This window comes from Pseudomonas sp. UBA6310 (genome assembly GCF_002438225.1).
Lineage (GTDB): Bacteria > Pseudomonadota > Gammaproteobacteria > Pseudomonadales > Pseudomonadaceae > Pseudomonas_O > Pseudomonas_O kuykendallii.
On the sequence record NZ_DJTK01000003.1, the window covers coordinates 9,883 to 26,198 of the forward strand.

The 16,316-nt window shown below is 62.3% G+C and carries 18 protein-coding genes; 8 read left to right on the forward strand and 10 right to left on the reverse strand.

Annotation, left to right across the window (positions count from 1 at the left end):
* The 5 genes from B3E91_RS00570 to sdhC form a co-directional block, all read right to left on the reverse strand.
* Positions 1–2,224, reverse strand: a 2,224-nt coding sequence (locus B3E91_RS00570; RefSeq protein WP_287027911.1) for a 2-oxoglutarate dehydrogenase E1 component, incomplete at its 3' end; no start/stop codon positions are given.
* 251 nt (positions 2,225–2,475) lie between these two features.
* The gene (locus B3E91_RS00575; RefSeq protein ID WP_090229261.1) at positions 2,476–3,180 is read right to left on the reverse strand and encodes a succinate dehydrogenase iron-sulfur subunit; all 705 of its coding nucleotides are present in this window, start codon (positions 3,178–3,180) and stop codon (positions 2,476–2,478) included.
* A gap of 11 nt (positions 3,181–3,191) precedes the next feature.
* Positions 3,192–4,964 carry a succinate dehydrogenase flavoprotein subunit gene (sdhA, locus tag B3E91_RS00580; protein WP_273229195.1) on the reverse strand — a complete coding sequence of 591 codons (1,773 nt, stop codon included), beginning with the start codon at positions 4,962–4,964 and terminating at the stop codon, positions 3,192–3,194.
* 3 nt (positions 4,965–4,967) lie between these two features.
* Complete coding sequence (gene sdhD / locus B3E91_RS00585; RefSeq protein WP_090229264.1) at positions 4,968–5,336, reverse strand: succinate dehydrogenase, hydrophobic membrane anchor protein; 369 nt, start codon at positions 5,334–5,336, stop codon at positions 4,968–4,970.
* Positions 5,330–5,704: a succinate dehydrogenase, cytochrome b556 subunit gene (sdhC, locus tag B3E91_RS00590; RefSeq protein WP_273229346.1), complete on the reverse strand. Its 375-nt coding sequence runs from the start codon at positions 5,702–5,704 to the stop codon at positions 5,330–5,332. The genes sdhD and sdhC overlap by 7 nt, the downstream gene beginning before the upstream one ends.
* A gap of 354 nt (positions 5,705–6,058) precedes the next feature.
* Between sdhC and gltA the strand changes: the two genes are divergently transcribed.
* The gene (gene gltA / locus B3E91_RS00595; RefSeq protein WP_273229196.1) at positions 6,059–7,345 is read left to right on the forward strand and encodes a citrate synthase; all 1,287 of its coding nucleotides are present in this window, start codon (positions 6,059–6,061) and stop codon (positions 7,343–7,345) included.
* A 60-nt stretch (positions 7,346–7,405) separates the two neighbouring features.
* Here gltA and B3E91_RS00600 read toward each other — a convergent pair whose 3' ends face one another.
* Both B3E91_RS00600 and B3E91_RS00605 read right to left on the reverse strand, forming a co-directional pair.
* A complete protein-coding gene (locus B3E91_RS00600; RefSeq protein ID WP_273229197.1) occupies positions 7,406–8,014 on the reverse strand; it encodes an START domain-containing protein in 609 nt (202 codons plus the stop codon).
* A gap of 58 nt (positions 8,015–8,072) precedes the next feature.
* A complete protein-coding gene (locus tag B3E91_RS00605) occupies positions 8,073–8,324 on the reverse strand; it encodes a YkgJ family cysteine cluster protein (RefSeq protein ID WP_273229198.1) in 252 nt (83 codons plus the stop codon).
* Between the two features lie 159 nt (positions 8,325–8,483).
* Here B3E91_RS00605 and B3E91_RS00610 point away from each other — a divergent pair, with 159 nt between their 5' ends.
* A complete protein-coding gene (locus B3E91_RS00610) occupies positions 8,484–8,825 on the forward strand; it encodes a DMT family protein (RefSeq protein ID WP_287027912.1) in 342 nt (113 codons plus the stop codon).
* 46 nt (positions 8,826–8,871) lie between these two features.
* Here the strand turns inward: B3E91_RS00610 and B3E91_RS00615 are convergent, their stop codons facing one another.
* Positions 8,872–9,744, reverse strand: a complete 873-nt coding sequence (locus B3E91_RS00615) for an NAD(P)-dependent oxidoreductase (protein ID WP_273229200.1) — start codon at positions 9,742–9,744, stop codon at positions 8,872–8,874.
* A gap of 97 nt (positions 9,745–9,841) precedes the next feature.
* Between B3E91_RS00615 and B3E91_RS00620 the strand changes: the two genes are divergently transcribed.
* The 5 genes from B3E91_RS00620 to B3E91_RS00640 all read left to right on the forward strand — a co-directional run bounded on the left by B3E91_RS00620 (position 9,842) and on the right by B3E91_RS00640 (position 13,344).
* Positions 9,842–10,393, forward strand: a complete 552-nt coding sequence (locus B3E91_RS00620) for an exonuclease domain-containing protein (RefSeq protein WP_287027913.1) — start codon at positions 9,842–9,844, stop codon at positions 10,391–10,393.
* A gap of 61 nt (positions 10,394–10,454) precedes the next feature.
* Complete coding sequence (locus tag B3E91_RS00625; RefSeq protein WP_273229202.1) at positions 10,455–10,736, forward strand: pyrimidine/purine nucleoside phosphorylase; 282 nt, start codon at positions 10,455–10,457, stop codon at positions 10,734–10,736.
* 210 nt (positions 10,737–10,946) lie between these two features.
* On the forward strand, positions 10,947–11,486 hold the full coding sequence (locus B3E91_RS00630) for a PAS domain-containing protein (RefSeq protein ID WP_286785080.1): 540 nt from the start codon (positions 10,947–10,949) through the stop codon (positions 11,484–11,486).
* Positions 11,487–11,986: 500 nt separating this feature from the next.
* Entirely contained in the window at positions 11,987–12,952 is a 966-nt protein-coding gene (locus B3E91_RS00635) for a methyl-accepting chemotaxis protein (RefSeq protein WP_414708176.1), read from the forward strand.
* A 215-nt stretch (positions 12,953–13,167) separates the two neighbouring features.
* Positions 13,168–13,344 (forward strand): PA1571 family protein, encoded by a 177-nt coding sequence (locus B3E91_RS00640; protein WP_287027915.1) that lies wholly within the window; start codon positions 13,168–13,170, stop codon positions 13,342–13,344.
* A gap of 57 nt (positions 13,345–13,401) precedes the next feature.
* Here B3E91_RS00640 and pdxB read toward each other — a convergent pair whose 3' ends face one another.
* Complete coding sequence (pdxB, locus tag B3E91_RS00645; RefSeq protein ID WP_287027916.1) at positions 13,402–14,544, reverse strand: 4-phosphoerythronate dehydrogenase PdxB; 1,143 nt, start codon at positions 14,542–14,544, stop codon at positions 13,402–13,404.
* 113 nt (positions 14,545–14,657) lie between these two features.
* On the opposite strand from pdxB, the gene B3E91_RS00650 reads away from it, so the two are divergent.
* The gene (locus B3E91_RS00650) at positions 14,658–16,046 is read left to right on the forward strand and encodes an MATE family efflux transporter (protein WP_287027917.1); all 1,389 of its coding nucleotides are present in this window, start codon (positions 14,658–14,660) and stop codon (positions 16,044–16,046) included.
* On the opposite strand, the gene tusA is transcribed toward B3E91_RS00650, so the two are convergent.
* The gene (gene tusA, locus B3E91_RS00655) at positions 16,043–16,282 is read right to left on the reverse strand and encodes a sulfurtransferase TusA (protein ID WP_090229289.1); all 240 of its coding nucleotides are present in this window, start codon (positions 16,280–16,282) and stop codon (positions 16,043–16,045) included. The genes B3E91_RS00650 and tusA overlap by 4 nt on opposite strands.
* Positions 16,283–16,316 lie beyond the last annotated feature (34 nt).

The window sequence follows — 16,316 nt, forward strand, 5'->3', positions numbered from 1 at the left end:
GACGCGCGGAGGAGTGCTCCGGCCCCTGCCCTTCATAGCCGTGCGGCAGCAGCATGGTCAGCCCGCACAGACGGCCCCACTTGTGCTCGCCACTGGTGATGAACTGGTCGATCACCACTTGCGCGCCGTTGGCAAAATCGCCGAACTGGGCTTCCCAGATCACCAGCGCGCTCGGCGTGGTGGTCGAGTAGCCGTATTCGAACGCCAGGACGGCCTCTTCCGAAAGGAAGGAGTCGTACAGGTCGAAACGCGGCTGGTCCTTGACCAGATGCTGCAGCGGGATATAGGTCCCGGCGTCCTTCTGGTTGTGCAGTACCGCGTGACGGTGCGAGAAGGTGCCACGGCCGATGTCCTGGCCGGTCATGCGAACCGGGTGGCCTTCGAACAACAGGGTCGCGTACGCCATGGTTTCGGCGAAGCCCCAGTTGATCGGCAGCCCACCGGCAGTCATTTTCTGGCGATCTTCGAGGATCTTCGAAACCTGACGCTGAACGACGAACCCTTCCGGTACTTCGAGCAGCTTGTTCGACAGTTCCTGCAGCGTCTTGAGGTCGAAGCGGGTGTCGTGACGCGCGGTCCAGGCGTGGCCCAGATACGGACGCCAGTCGACGAACAGTTCCTTGTTCGGCTCCTTGACCAGGCTTTTCACCACGTGCAGGCCGTTGTCCAGGGCGGTACGGTACTCGTCGATCTTCGCCTGGACGCGCTCGGCATCAAGCACGCCAGCCTGGGTCAGAGTCTCGGCGTACAGCTCGCGCGTAGTGCGCTGCTTGGCGATCTGCTGATACATCAGGGGCTGGGTGCCACTCGGCTCGTCGGCCTCGTTGTGGCCACGACGGCGGTAGCAGACCAGATCGATGACCACGTCACGCTTGAACTGCATGCGATAATCGATCGCCAGTTGGGTGACGAACAGCACCGCTTCCGGATCGTCGCCATTCACGTGCAGGATCGGCGCCTGCACCATCTTCGCCACGTCGGTCGCGTACTCGGTGGAACGCGCGTCCTCCTGACGGCTGATGGTGAAGCCAACCTGGTTGTTGATCACGATGCGAATCGTGCCACCAGTTCTGAAGCCGCGGGTCTGCGACATCTGGAAGGTTTCCATGACCACGCCCTGCCCCGCAACAGCGGCATCACCGTGGATGGTTACCGGAAGCACCTTGTCACCGGAAAGATCGTTGCGACGATCCTGACGGGCACGCACCGAACCCTCGACCACTGGAGAGACGATTTCCAGGTGCGACGGGTTGAACGCCAGTGCGAGATGAACCTCACCGCCGGCGGTCATCACGTTGGACGAAAAGCCCTGGTGATACTTGACGTCGCCGGAGCTCAGGCCCTCGACCTTCTTGCCCTCGAACTCGTCGAACAGGTCGCGCGGGTTCTTGCCGAAGGTATTCACCAGCACGTTAAGGCGGCCACGGTGGGCCATACCGATGACGATTTCCTTGTTGCCGTACGAACCCGAGCGCTGAATGATTTCATCCAGCAGAGGAATCAGGCTCTCGCCACCTTCCAGGCCAAAACGCTTGGTACCCGGATACTTGGTACCCAGGTATTTTTCCAGGCCTTCAGCGGCGGTGAGGCGCTCGAGCAGATGGCTACGCACTTCGGCGGAAAACGCCGGGCGGCCGCGCACGCTCTCCAGACGCTGCTGGAACCACTTGCGCTGCTCGGAATCGACAATGTGGGTGAACTCGGCGCCGATGGTGCGGCAGTAGGTCTGCTGCAGGGCTTCCTGGATTTCACGCAGGGTTGCTTCTTCCTTGCCGATGTAGAGCTCACCGGTACGGAAGGTGGTATCCAGATCGGAATCGGTCAAGCCGTAATGATTGATCGCCAGATCGGCAGGAGTCGCGCGCTGAGCCAAACCCAGCGGGTCAAGCTTGGCAGCCTGGTGGCCACGCATGCGGTAGGCCTGGATCAGACGCAGGACTTCAACCTGCTTCTTCTCATGCTCGCTGCTTACGCTCCCGGCAGATACCGGCTGAGCGCGACGCTGATTCTTGGCGAGCAGAACGAAGTGATCGCGGACCGTAGAGTGCGAGACATCGGTGGCAGCGCTGCCATCGGTCGGCAGCTTCTGGAAATAGGTGCGCCACTCTTCTGGCACAGCGTTGGGATCGTGCAGGTAGAGCTCGTAGAGCTCTTCCACATAGGCAGCGTTACCACCGGAAAGGTGGGCACTGTCCCACATGCGCTGCATTACGCTTTCTTGCATGCTTGGTCACCCTCGGTAAGGGGACACCATCAGCGTGGTCACCGCTCAAGACCGGTCTGGACTACAGCTCAGACAGATCCAAACGGACCTCACAGATAGCCCGGGTACCAGCCCGGATGCCCCTGCTGGTCTTCATATTTTTCGAATAGGGACCACGACTTTTTGGGCTGAGGTCCTGACTAAAACTGCAGTGCCGGCTGAAAACCGGCGCTGCAGGCACTACTGGCGTTGCAGGTATAGCAAATCGTGAATCAGGTCCCGCTTTGCAGAAGCATGTTGCGAACGTGGCCAATTGCCTTGGTCGGGTTGAGACCTTTCGGGCAAACGTTCACGCAGTTCATGATCCCACGGCAGCGGAACACGCTGAACGGATCGTCCATCGCAGCCAGACGCTCTTCGGTCTGGGTATCGCGGCTGTCGGCAAGGAAACGGTAAGCCTGCAGCAGCGCAGCGGGGCCGAGGAACTTGTCGGGGTTCCACCAGAACGAAGGGCAGGACGTCGAGCAGCAAGCGCACAGGATGCACTCGTAAAGGCCATCCAGCTTCTCGCGCTCTTCCGGAGACTGCAGACGCTCGATGGCCGGAGCCGGTGTGTCGTTCTGCAGGTACGGTTTCACCTTCTCGTACTGCTTGTAGAAGATGCTCATGTCGACGACCAGATCACGAATGACTGGCAGACCCGGCAGCGGACGCACCACCAGGGTGTCGCCTTTCACGACCGCGGACAGCGGGGTGATGCACGCCAGGCCGTTCTTGCCGTTGATGTTCATCCCGTCGGAGCCACAAACGCCCTCGCGGCAGGAGCGGCGATAGGAGAAGGTCACGTCCTGTTCCTTGATCAGCGCCAGAACGTCGAGGACCATGATGTCCTTGCCGTCGGTGTCGACCTGGAACTCCTGCATGTGCGGAGAGGCATCCTGCTCGGGGTTGTAGCGATACACACTGACTTTCAACATGGCAGCCACCCTTAGTAAGTCCGAACCTTGGGTTCGAATGGCGGAACGGTCTTCGGCGCGAAGTTCACCGCGCGCTTGGTGACACGCTTGTCACCCGGGAAATACAGCGAGTGGCACAGCCAGTTCTGATCGTCACGATCTTCGAAGTCCTCGCGGGCATGAGCGCCGCGGGATTCTTTGCGCTCTTCGGCGGCGATGGCGGTAGCTTCGGCCACTTCCAGTAGGTTCTGCAGCTCCAGCGCCTCGATGCGCGCGGTGTTGAACGCCTGGCTCTTGTCGGCGATCTTCACGGTGGAGATACGCTCACGCAGGTCGGCCAGCTGGGTAATGCCCTTCTGCATGTACTCGCCGGTGCGGAACACACCGAAGTAGTTCTGCATGCAGTTCTGCAGTTCCTTGCGCAGCGGCGCAACGTCTTCACCCGAAGTGCGTTCGTTGAGGCTGTTGAGGCGGGAAAGCGAGGATTCGAGATCGGTTTCGCTGGCGTTGCGATAATCGATGCCTTCCTTGAGCGCTTTCTCCAGGTGCAGACCCGCGGCGCGGCCGAAGACGACCAGGTCGAGCAGCGAGTTGCCACCCAGACGGTTGGCACCGTGCACCGACACGCAAGCGACCTCGCCCACGGCGAACAGACCCGGAATAACCGTATCGACGCCATTGGCGTCCTGAGTGATCGCCTGACCATGAATGTTGGTGGCAACGCCGCCCATCATGTAGTGGCAGGTCGGAACGACCGGAACCGGAGCGACGACCGGATCGACATGCGCGAAGGTCTTGGACAGTTCGCAGATACCAGGCAGGCGGCTGTGCAGCACCTCCTCGCCAAGGTGATCGAGCTTGAGCATCACGTGGTCGCCATCCGGACCACAACCGTTGCCGGCAATGATTTCCTTGACCATCGAGCGCGCAACAACGTCACGACCAGCGAGGTCCTTGGCATTTGGCGCATAGCGCTCCATGAAGCGCTCGCCGTGCTTGTTGATCAGATAACCGCCTTCACCGCGGCAACCCTCGGTGACCAGCACACCGGCCCCGGCGATACCGGTTGGGTGGAACTGCCACATCTCGATGTCCTGCACCGGCACGCCAGCACGCAGCGCCATACCCACACCGTCGCCGGTATTGATCAGGGCGTTGGTGGTGGAGGCATAGATACGTCCAGCGCCACCGGTGGCAAGCACGGTGGCCTTCGAGCGGATGTAGGCGGTTTCACCGGTTTCGATGCATATGGCGATCACACCGACGATCACGCCGTCCTGGTTTTTCACCAGATCCACGGCATACCACTCATTGAGGAAGGTGGTGTTGTTCTTCAGGTTGGCTTGATACAGCGTGTGGAGCAGCGCGTGACCGGTACGGTCGGCAGCCGCGCAGGTACGAGCCGCCTGGCCGCCCTTGCCGAAGTCCTTGGACTGGCCACCGAACGGGCGCTGATAGATCCGGCCCTGCTCGGTACGGGAGAATGGCAGCCCCATGTGCTCAAGCTCGAACACGGCTTCCGGCCCTACGGAACACATGTACTCGATGGCGTCCTGGTCACCGATGTAGTCGGAGCCCTTGACGGTGTCGTACATGTGCCAGCGCCAATCATCGTTCGGGTCGGCCGAGGCGATGGCACAGGTAATGCCGCCCTGGGCGGAAACGGTGTGCGAGCGAGTCGGAAAAACCTTGGTGACTACTGCTGTCTTGAAACCGGACTGAGCGAGCTGCAGCGCAGCGCGCATGCCGGCACCGCCGCCGCCCACGATAATGGCGTCGAACGAAAGCGTACGAATGTTAGCCATGAATCAGATACCCCAAAGAATCTGCACACCCCAGACGAAGTACGCGAACATCGCAATGCCGCAAACCGCCTGGAACAGGAAACGCACGCTGGTGGCCCATTTGCCGATGGCCATGGCGGTCAGGTAGTCGGTGGAAATCGTCCACATACCAACCCACGCATGAACCCCGAGCGCAACCAGAGCCAGCAGGCTGAAAATGCGCATCCAGTTATGGGAGAACAGACCGTGCCAATCCGCATAGCTCAGATTGGGATGGAAAAGCAGGTAACCAAGCAGAAAAAGAAAATAAGCCGCCAGAACAACGGCAGAAACGCGCTGCGCCATCCAGTCATAGAGACCCGAACGCGAAAAGTTCGTAACGTTAGTTACCATATCCACACCCCCGCCAGAACGATGAGCACCACCGAGACGGCGATGACAATCTTCGAGCCCGCCTTGCCGCCTTCCAGTGTCTCACCAACACCGGTATCCATGACCAAGTGGCGCACGCCGGCCACCAGGTGATACAACAAGGCTGACAGCAGGCCCCAAATCACGAACTTCGCCAGCGGACTGGTCAGGTACATCTTCACGTCGGCGAAGCCTTCCTCGGACGAAAGCGACTTGTCGAGCACGAAAAGCATGACGGCAAGGCCTACGAAAAGGATGACACCGGAGATGCGGTGAAGAATGGACGTATAAGCGGTGATAGGGAGTTTTATGGTCCTAAGATCTAGGTTTACAGGTCGTTGGCTATTCACGGCTGTTTTTTCACGCTGAGGCCCCAACAATCAGGGCAAGTTGTAGGGAAGTGCGCTGGTCAGGTCCCACTACCCAGGGAGTGACAACCCCAGAATACAGGCCTTAAAGCCCTGGCGGTCGGGCATCGAGTATAGACAGTTAGGACACTAATGACAACGCAATCACCTGCCCCAAAGAGCGGATTGCGCTGACCTCACAAAAGGCGTAAATAGCCGATTTTCAAGACCCTTAATCACCCTCAAAGCCGTCTACCGCCTAGCCTCCACGCAAATTGACTTTCGGATTTATCACTCTATAGTGATGCGGGCCCTGCATGGGGGCAGGATGATACCAAGCATAAAATAGGAGGCCTCATGGCTGACAAAAAAGCGCAGTTGATCATCGCAGGCTCTGACCCTGTAGAACTGCCCGTTCTGACCGGCACTGTTGGTCCCGATGTAGTTGACGTACGGGGCCTCACCGCCACGGGTCGTTTCACCTTTGATCCTGGCTTTATGTCCACCGCCTCTTGCGAGTCGAAGATCACCTACATCGACGGCGACAAAGGCATCCTTCTTCATCGCGGCTACCCGATCGAGCAGTTGGCCGAGAAGTCCGACTATCTGGAAACCTGCTACCTGCTGCTAAACGGCGAACTACCAAATGCCGAGCAGAAGGCCCAGTTCGTCGGCACCGTGAAGAACCACACGATGGTTCACGAGCAGTTGAAATCGTTCTTCAACGGTTTCCGTCGTGACGCTCACCCAATGGCGATCATGTGCGGCGTGGTTGGTGCGCTGTCGGCCTTCTATCACGACTCCCTGGACATCAATAATCCCAAGCATCGCGAAATCTCCGCGATCCGCCTGGTTGCCAAGATGCCCACCATCGCCGCCATGGTTTACAAGTACTCCATGGGCCAGCCGATGATGTATCCGCGCAACGATCTGAACTACGCGGAAAACTTCCTGCACATGATGTTCAACACCCCGTGCGAGATCAAACCGATCAGCCCGGTGCTGGCCCGCGCGATGGATCGGATCTTCATCCTACACGCCGACCACGAACAGAACGCTTCCACCTCCACCGTTCGCCTGGCCGGTTCTTCGGGTGCCAACCCGTTCGCCTGTATCGCTGCCGGTATCGCCGCCCTCTGGGGCCCGGCGCATGGGGGCGCCAACGAGGCTGTGCTGGCGATGCTCGACGAGATCGGTGACGTATCGAACATCGACAAGTTCATCGCCAAGGCGAAGGACAAGGACGATCCGTTCAAGCTGATGGGCTTCGGCCACCGCGTCTACAAGAACTTCGATCCACGCGCCAATGTGATGAAGAAGACTTGCGACGAGGTCCTCGCCGAGCTGGGCATCCACGATCCGCAGCTGGAACTGGCGATGAAGCTGGACGAGATCGCGCGCAACGACCCTTACTTCAAGGAGCGCAATCTGTACCCGAACGTCGACTTCTACTCGGGGATCATCCTCAAGGCGATCGGCATTCCGACCAGCATGTTCACGGTGATCTTCGCCCTGGCACGCACCGTGGGCTGGATTTCCCACTGGAAGGAAATGCTTTCCAGCCCGTACAAGATCGGTCGTCCCCGTCAGCTGTATACCGGCTATCCGCAGCGCGACTTCACCGGACTGGACAAGCGCGACTGATATCTGGCGAACACGAAAAAGGCTGCCGAGGCAGCCTTTTTCTTTGCCCGGAAGAAAGGCCTACTTCTTCTCGGCGCGCTCGCGTAGCCCTTTCAGGGTATTGAACGGCGCATCGACCACGAAGCTATTGGCCAGCCACGATGGCACGCTGCCACCCGGCTCGGTCTGTACCTGATAGGTCACTTCCGTCTGGCCCGGGCCTTTGGGCGTCAGCTTCCACAGGCCTTCAACCTTGGCTACGCGTACATAGCCCTTTTCCTCGGGCAGGTAATCGGCCACGCCCTCCAAGGTACGAGTCAGGCTACCGTCGGCTTCCTGTGTAGTCGTGATGTGCAGGATCGAATCACGCGCCGTGACCGGCCACGGAGGCGTGAAGTAGGTGTGGGTCCAGGCCTGGTCGCCCTCCTGCTTGAGCAGCTTCTGCTCCTTGCACTCGAAGATCCACGCGCAGGAACCGCTGACATCCTCCTGCAGCGCACGGATGGTGGCGATGTCCGCCTTGACCGTGGTGACGCCGCGATAAGCCTTGTACTTGGAGCCGGCTACCGGGCTGAGGTAGATGCTGATGCCTGCCTCTTCCTTCTCCAGCTTCCAGTCATCGGCATGAACGATCGTAGGCAGTACGGCTGTGAATCCGCAGACCAGCGCCAGTTGATGCAAAAGCCTCATTTATTTTTCTCCCTATCAAAGACTCGAGCGACTCGACGGCTCATCCGTCGAGCGCACGCTAAGCGGTCGCCTGCTCCAGCCAGCCGAGCAAGCTGATCGCCTCTTCACGGTTGCTCCCGCAAACCGAGGGTTCGGCCTGGAACTGCGAGCACACGGGCGGCCTACCCGGAGCGCCGAACAGCGCGCACAGGTAGTCGACCGAAAGATGGATGCAACGTTCGCCCGCGGGCTTGCCCTGGGGCATGCCTGGAATGGACGAACTTATCGAAGGGGCGATGCAGCAGGCACCGCAACCGGGACGGCATTGCATGGAGACAGGCGACCTCGTAAAACGGGACCAAGGGTTCTACGGGCGGCGATATTACCTGTACGCCACACGGATGGCAGCCATCCAATTGATGGTGGCAAGACTTGGCGGCGCGACGGGCAGGCAGTAGGCTCAGCGGCCGCACATTCCGGAGCTTCGCCGATGCCGATCTGGTTGCAGACTGCTGCCTTGTTGAGCCTTTCCAACATCTTCATGACCTTCGCCTGGTACGGCCACCTGAAGACGCTGCACAGCAAACCATGGTTTATCGCCGCGCTGGTCAGCTGGGGAATCGCGCTGTTCGAGTACATGATCATGGTGCCGGCTAACCGGATCGGTTACACGACGATGTCGGTGGGCCAACTGAAGATCATGCAGGAAGTGATCACGCTGTCGATCTTCGTGCCATTCAGCGTGTTCTACATGCAGCAGCCGCTCAGACTGGACTACCTGTGGGCGGGCCTTTGCCTACTGGGCGCGGTGTACTTCATCTTCCGCGCCTAGGACTCAGTGACGTCGGCGGACGGCCGGGCGGCCGCCCGCATCGCCATCACTTGGTCGGTTTGAGCCGCGCCAGCAGGCTCGAGGTATCCCAGCGGTTGCCGCCCATGGCCTGGACTTCGCCATAGAACTGGTCGACCAGTGCCGTCATCGGCAGCTGCGCGCCGTTGCGACGGGCCTCTTCCAGCAGAATCGAAAGGTCCTTGCGCATCCAGTCGACGGCGAAACCGAAGTCGAACTCGCCGGACAGCATGGTCTTGTGGCGGTTTTCCATCTGCCAGGACTGCGCGGCCCCCTTGCCGATCACCTCCATCACCGCCAGGCCGTCCAACCCGGCCTGCTGCGAGAAGTGCACGGCTTCCGCCAGCCCCTGTACGACACCCGCGATGCAGATCTGGTTGACCATCTTGGTCAGCTGGCCGCTACCCACCTCGCCCATCAGTCGCGACATCCTTGCGTAGCTCTGGATCACCGGCTCGGCGCGCGCGTAGGTCTCTGCCGCGCCACCGACCATTACCGTCAGTACGCCGTTCACCGCGCCCGCCTGGCCGCCGGAAACCGGCGCATCGAGAAAGCCCAGGCCGCGTTCGTTGGCGGCGGCTGCCAGTTCACGCGCGACCGTTGCCGACGCGGTGGTGTGGTCCACCAGCACGCTGCCCGCGGCCATTCCGGCGAAGGCCCCCTCGTCACCGAGGACCACGCCGCGCAGATCATCATCGTTACCGACGCACACCATCACCAGCTCAGCGCCTTCCGCCGCTTCACGGGGGGTGGCGCCGCTGCTGCCGCCATGTTCGGCAACCCACTGTTCTGCCTTGGCCGCCGTGCGGTTGTACACACGCACCTCGTGCCCCTTGCTTGCCAGATGCCCGGCCATGGGATAACCCATGACGCCCAGGCCGATAAAAGCAACTTTCGCCATGACACACCTCTAGATTTGCGGTGTCGAAGCCTAGCACGGCACCCCCGCCGTTCTGAACGCCCGATGAGCACGCCCACCCGATCACTGGAGAAAGCCTATGGGACATTGGCTGGTACTCGACCTGGAAGCCACCACGGAAGAAGGTGGCTGGCCGGTCGAAGAGATGGAAATCATCGAAATCGGCGCCTGCCTGGTGGACGCCAAGGGACGTGAAATCGACCACTTCCAACGCTTCGTGCGTCCGCTCCGCCGCCCATTGCTGACCACGTTCTGCCGCGAACTTACCCAGGTCACGCAAAACGACATAGATGCCGCGCGTCCACTGAACCAGGTCTGGCCCGCCTTCGAGCGCTGGCTGGAGCCGCACCACCCACGACTGCAGGGTTGGGCGAGCTGGGGCGATTACGATCGCCAGCAGCTGCACCTGGAGTGGCAACGTCAGCGACTGGGCAGTCATCTCTCCAGCCTTGCCCATACCGATCTCAAGCGCCACTTCGCCAAGGTCCGTCAACTGAAACGTCCGGTAGGCCTGCATGCCGCGCTGGCGCTCGCCGGCATGAGCTTCCAGGGCCAACAGCATCGGGCCCTCGACGACGCCCGCAATACCGCGCGCCTGCTGCCGCTGGCGTTCGACGGCCGAACGGGATGACGCACCGCAGCGGCTTGGGCATACTGGCCGCCCAATTTGAATCCCCCTTCGAGGAGCCCGCATGTTCAAGGTAAACGAGTACTTCGACGGTACCGTAAAATCCCTTTCCTTCGAGCTGAACCAGGCCCCGGCCACCGTCGGCGTCATGGCGCCCGGCGAGTACGAGTTCGGCACCAGCCAACTTGAAGTCATGCACGTGATCGCCGGTGCGCTGACAGTCAAACTGCCAGGCAGCGATGCCTGGGAAACCTTCGACGCCGGCGCCCGCTTCACCGTACCGGCGAACAGCAAGTTCCAGCTCAAGGTGTCCGTGGACACCGCGTACCTCTGCGAATACCACTGACCCGCCCTCGACCCCGTAACCGGCGGGGTCGCCTCCCTCCCCGCGTCACCGCGCTCATCGAATCCTGAAACGCCGCCCTGTGGCTCCGCGCGTAAAAAACAGCTCTATCCCCTATCCCTGAGCCCGTCTCTACGATGCCGAATTGATCCCGAGCATTCGGCGGCGTATTGGGGTGCGGCAAAATACAGCACTCACCAGGGGAGTGCGCGGATGAAGAACAGCATCAAGCCGACGGGAAAAGAAGTCCGTTTCAATGATCGGGAGATGATCATCTCCAAGAGCGATCTCAGCGGGCGAGTGACGTACGCCAACCGCTGCTTCATGCGTGTCGCCAACTATTCCGAGACCCAGGTGCTCGGTCAGCAGCACAGCCTTATCCGCCACCCGGACATGCCGCGCGGCGTGTTTAGGCTGCTCTGGGACACCCTGCAGCAGAACCGCGAGTTCTTCGGCCTGGTGAAGAACATGAACTCGGACGGCGACTTCTACTGGGTTTTCGCCAACATCACCCCGGATCGCGACCTCAAGGGCAACATCACCGGCTACTACTCCGTCAGGCGCCCGGCGCCGGCCTCGGCGGTGCGCATCATTGAGCCGGTGTACCGCCGGATGCTGGAGATCGAACGCAGCGAACCGAAGAACGAGGCGCCCCTCGCCTCCCTTGCCTATCTGATGGAGCTGCCGGCGCAAGAAGGCCTCAGCTACGACCAGTTCATCCTCAACCTCTACCAGCAAGGGGAACGGCAATGAGCCAGGCCATGCGCAGTCAGACCAGCCGACACAGCCCCTTCCTCAATCAGAAATTCATCATCTGCTGCACGGTCTTCGTCACGCTCAACCTGCTGCTGGCCGGCTGGCAGATGCTGACCCTGGGTTTCAGCTGGCCGCAGGTCCTGGTGCCCTGCATCTCGATCGCCTTCAGCCTGTACGCCGTCGCCCACAGCAAGCGGCCGATAGCGACGCTCAACCAGATGGCGCGGGTAATCCTCTCCTGCCGCGAGGGCGATCTGCACCAGCGCATCACCCACACCGCCGGCCTCGGCGAGATCGGCAAGGTCGCCTGGGAGCTCAACGAGTTCCTCGATCTGGTGGAAACCTACTTCAAGGAAATCAACACCTGCTTCGGCATGGTCGCCGAGCGCAAATTCTATCGCCGCGCCCTGTCGGCCGGGCTTCCCGGCGAGTTCGCCACCTCGCTCAGCCATATCAACCAGGCAATCACCGCGATGGAGGAAAACACCCGCTACGTGATGCGCAACCGGTTGTCCTCCAGCCTGCATGCGCTGAACACGTCCAACCTGCTGAGCAACCTGCGCGGCAATCAGAACGACCTGAACGTCGTCGCCGCGGAAATCGAATCGGTTGCGGCGATCGCGGAGCGCAACCGCGACAACGCCCATGACAGCCGCCAGGAAGTCGATCAGCTCAACGACTCGCTGGCCCACATCAACGACCGCATGCAATCGATGGCGGAGTCCGCCGATGCGCTGGGCAACGCCAGCGGCAGCATCGGGCAGGCGCTGCGGATCATCGCGGAGATCGCCGAGCAGACCAACCTGCTGGCGCTCAACGCGGCGATCGAAGCGGCCCGCGCGGGCGACATCGGCCGTGGCTTCGCCGTGGTCGCGGACGAGGTGCGCGCCCTGGCACACCGCACCAAGCAGGCCACGGGAGAGATTTCCGGAATCATCGGCGGGTTCCGTGAGCGTGTGGGAGTGATGGTCGAACAGACGCTGAGCACCGGCCAGCAGAGCGCTCAGGTCAGCGCACAGGTGGGCGCCTTCCGCAGTCGCTTCAGCGAATTCGCCAGCAGCTCGCAATCTACCATCGAACAGCTCAGCCGCGCCAAGGACCTTTCCTTCGCCTCGCTGGTGAAGATGGACCACATCATGTTCATGCAGAACGCCTACGCGCGCGTCGAAGGCACCGACGGCCAGCACGGCATCGATGAGGGCAGCCCGCAGGACTGGTATCGCAACGGCACCGGCCAGGCCCTGTTCGGCCAGACCAGGGCCTATCGCGATCTGGAGCGCCCGCAGTCGGACCTGCATCAGGCCGTGGCCAGGGCCATGGACCTGTCCGCTCAGGACTGGGAGAGCGACGAGCAGGTGCATGATGGCATCGTCAGTGCCTTCAACAGCGCCGAAGGCGCCAGCCGTGAGGTGATCCGGCAAATCGGCAACATGGTCGACGAAAAGCACCGTGCTCAGGCGTGAGTGCCGGCCTGGCGCGGCGACCACAGGTCGAGAACCTCCGGTGCGCGCTTCATTTCGCGAACTCTGCGCCGACAAGCAAGGTCAACCACGAGAGCCGGGCGGACGCGGTTGCGGACAGGCCGGCCTTCGTTTTCTGGCGCCTCGACAGGTGCCCAATGTCACGGTGCGTTCATCTGGGTTGCCTAGACTGCGCGCGAACCGATGAGGAGACAGCGATGAATCAACCCCATGACGACAATGAACCCCGCGTGGTCCATGTCGGCCCGCAACAGCCGGTCGGCGGCGCCATCATCGATGCGCACGGCCAGGAAGTACCGATCACCGAGAAGATGATCCAGCACGCCTGCGAAGAGCTGGATGACGAATGGTTCTTGGCGCCCGCCAAGAACTGAGCCTCCGCACGCGATGAAAAAGCCCGGCACGAGCCGGGCTTTTTCATTGATGCCGGATCAATCCAGCGTGCAACCCAAGGCCCGAACCCAGCGCGCCAGCTCGTCGGCCTCCCCGCCCAGGGTAACCCGCAGGCCATCGATCTCGCGGCGCAGCGGGTAATGCTTGCGCAGCGCATCGAAGGCGCCACGACGCAACGAGGGATCCCCGTGCAGGCTGCGGCGGAAATCCGCGTCGTCCCGCCGAGGGTCGTACACGGCGCGACAAAGCGTAGCCAGTGCCCATTCGGGATCGGCGTCGGCCTGCAACGCGAGTTGCGTCAGCCAGGGCGTGGGTAGCAGGGCATCCAGGCTCACTTCGGCGGCAACACCCAGCCACTCGCAAAAGGCGCCATGGATCTGCGCCGTGCCACGCAGCTTGCCGTCCAGGCTGTAGCCGGCGATGTGCGGCGTAGCGAGGCGGCACAGCGCCGCCAGCTGCGGGTCGGCCAGCGGCTCGCCTTCCCAGACGTCGAGCACCGCATCGAGATCCGCTCGCCGCCGCAGGATGTCGCTCAACGCAGCGTTGTCGACCACCGCGCCCCGCGCCGCGTTGATCAGCCATGTCCCCGGCTTGAGCGCCGCAAGCTGGTCGCGTCCCATCAAATGATGGGTTGGCCAGGCGCCCTCGCGCGTTAGCGGCGTGTGCAGGCTGATCGCATCGCACTCGCGCAGGATGGTCGGCAGGTCGACGTAATCGCCGCCTTCCAGCGCCTGCCTGGGCGGATCGCACACCAGCACGCGCCATCCCAGCCCGCGCAGCACGTCGAGCAGGCGCCCACCGACTTGGCCGGCACCGACCACCCCGTAGCAACGCTCGCGCAGCGAGACGCCGTGGTGCTCCGCCAGGGCAAGCAGGCTGCCGAGCACGTAATCCACCACGCCGCGTGCATTGCACCCCGGCGCACTGGCCCAGGCGATGCCGGCTTCATTGAAGTAGTCGAGATCGAGATGGTCGGTGCCGATGGTGCAGGTGCCGACGAAACGCACGGCGCTACCCTGCAACAACTCGCGGTTGACGTCGGTCACCGAGCGCACCAGCAGAACCTCGCTGTCGCCTAGCGCCGCGCGATCGATGCCGCGGCCGGGCTGACGGCGAATAGGGCCGAAGGCGCCGAAGAAGGCATCGACCAGGGGAATGTTTTCGTCGGCGAGGATTTGCATGCACGGGCTCCAGTTCGAGGCGGCCATTCTAAGCCATGCGACGACATCCGGGTTTTCCGCCCCTTCGTCGCTGCGTACACTACGCGGCCTTTCCGCACCCGCTCAGGATCACCATGTCGTTGAAATCCCGCTGGGGCCGGGTGCGCCAGGAGCTTGGCGCGCTGTTCCGCCTCGCCACGCCGATCATCATCGCCCAGTTCACCCATACCGCCATGGGCTTCACCGATGCGCTGATGGCCGGACGGGTGAGCCCACGCGACCTCGCCGCGGTGGCGCTGGGCAACTCGATCTGGGTGCCGCTGTACCTGTTCATGACCGGCGTGATCCTGGCGACCACGCCCAAGGTGGCCCAGCGTTTCGGTGCAGGCCAGCCGCAGGAGATCGGCCCGCTGGTACGCCAGGCGTTGTGGCTCGCGCTGTTCCTCGGATGCAGCGCCGCCACGCTTCTGTGGCATGCGGACGTGGTCCTGCGCAGCATGCGGGTCGAGACCAGCCTGATGGAGCCCAGCATGGGCTACCTGCGCGCCATGGCATTCGGTTTTCCGGCTGTGGCGATGTACCAGGCGCTGCGCTGCTTCAGCGACGGTATCGGCTATTCCCGGCCGAGCATGTTCCTCGGCATCTTCGGGTTGCTGATCAACATCCCGGCAACCTATGTGTTCGTCTTCGGCAAGCTGGGCCTGCCGGCGATGGGCGGCGTGGGCTGCGGCTGGGGCACGGCGCTGGTGATGAACTGCATGCTGCTCGGCCTGCTGAGCTGGATCAAGCTGGCGCCGCGCTATCGCCCCAGCCAGTTGTTCGCCCACTTCGAGCCCCCGTCGTGGCAGCCGATACGGGGGCTGCTGACGATCGGCCTGCCCATCGGCATCGCGATCTTCGCCGAGTCGAGCATCTTCGCCGTGATCGCGCTGCTGATCGGCGGGCTGGGTGCGACGGTGATGGCCGGCCACCAGATCGCGCTCAATTTCTCTTCGATGATCTTCATGCTGCCGCTGTCGCTGGGGATCGCCGTCACCGTCCGGGTCGGCCAGGCGCTGGGCCGCGGCGAGCCCCGCGAGGCGCGCTTCTGCGCCGGTGTCGGGATGTTCTCGGCGCTCTGCTATGCCTGTTGCTCGGCGACGCTGGTGATGCTGCTCAGCGAGCACATCGCACACATCTACACCGAGGATTTGGCGGTGATCGCGGTGGCCGGCAGCCTGCTGTTCTACGTCGCGCTGTTCCAGTTCTCCGACGCCATCCAGGTCACCGCCGCCGGCGCGCTGCGCGGCTACCAGGACACCCGTGCGACGATGATCTTCACGCTGCTGGCCTACTGGGGCGTCGGGCTGCCGGTGGGTTACGCGCTCGGCCTGACCGACTGGCTGGGCGAGCCGTCCGGGCCACGCGGGCTCTGGCAGGGCCTGGTGGTCGGCCTGAGTTGTGCGGCGGTATTGCTGGCCACGCGCCTGGCACGCAGCTCTCGCAAGAGGATCCACAAGGCGGCGCGGCGCGCGAGGGCCTAGTCGGCCTTCTTGCGTATCCAGTAGAGGTAGGTGCCGCCCTCCTCCTGCTGTTCGACCAGATCATGGCCGAGAAAGACGCAGAACTTGGGGATGTCGCGCCGCGTCGACGGATCGGTGGCGATCACCTTGAGCAGCCCGCCGGCGGGCAGGTCACGCACCTGGTTATGCAGCATCATCACCGGCTCGGGGCAGTTGAGACCGGTGGCGTCCAGAACGGCATCGTGTTGCAGAGACATCGAGGTACTCCAGATAGGCTGGCGGTCATTGTCG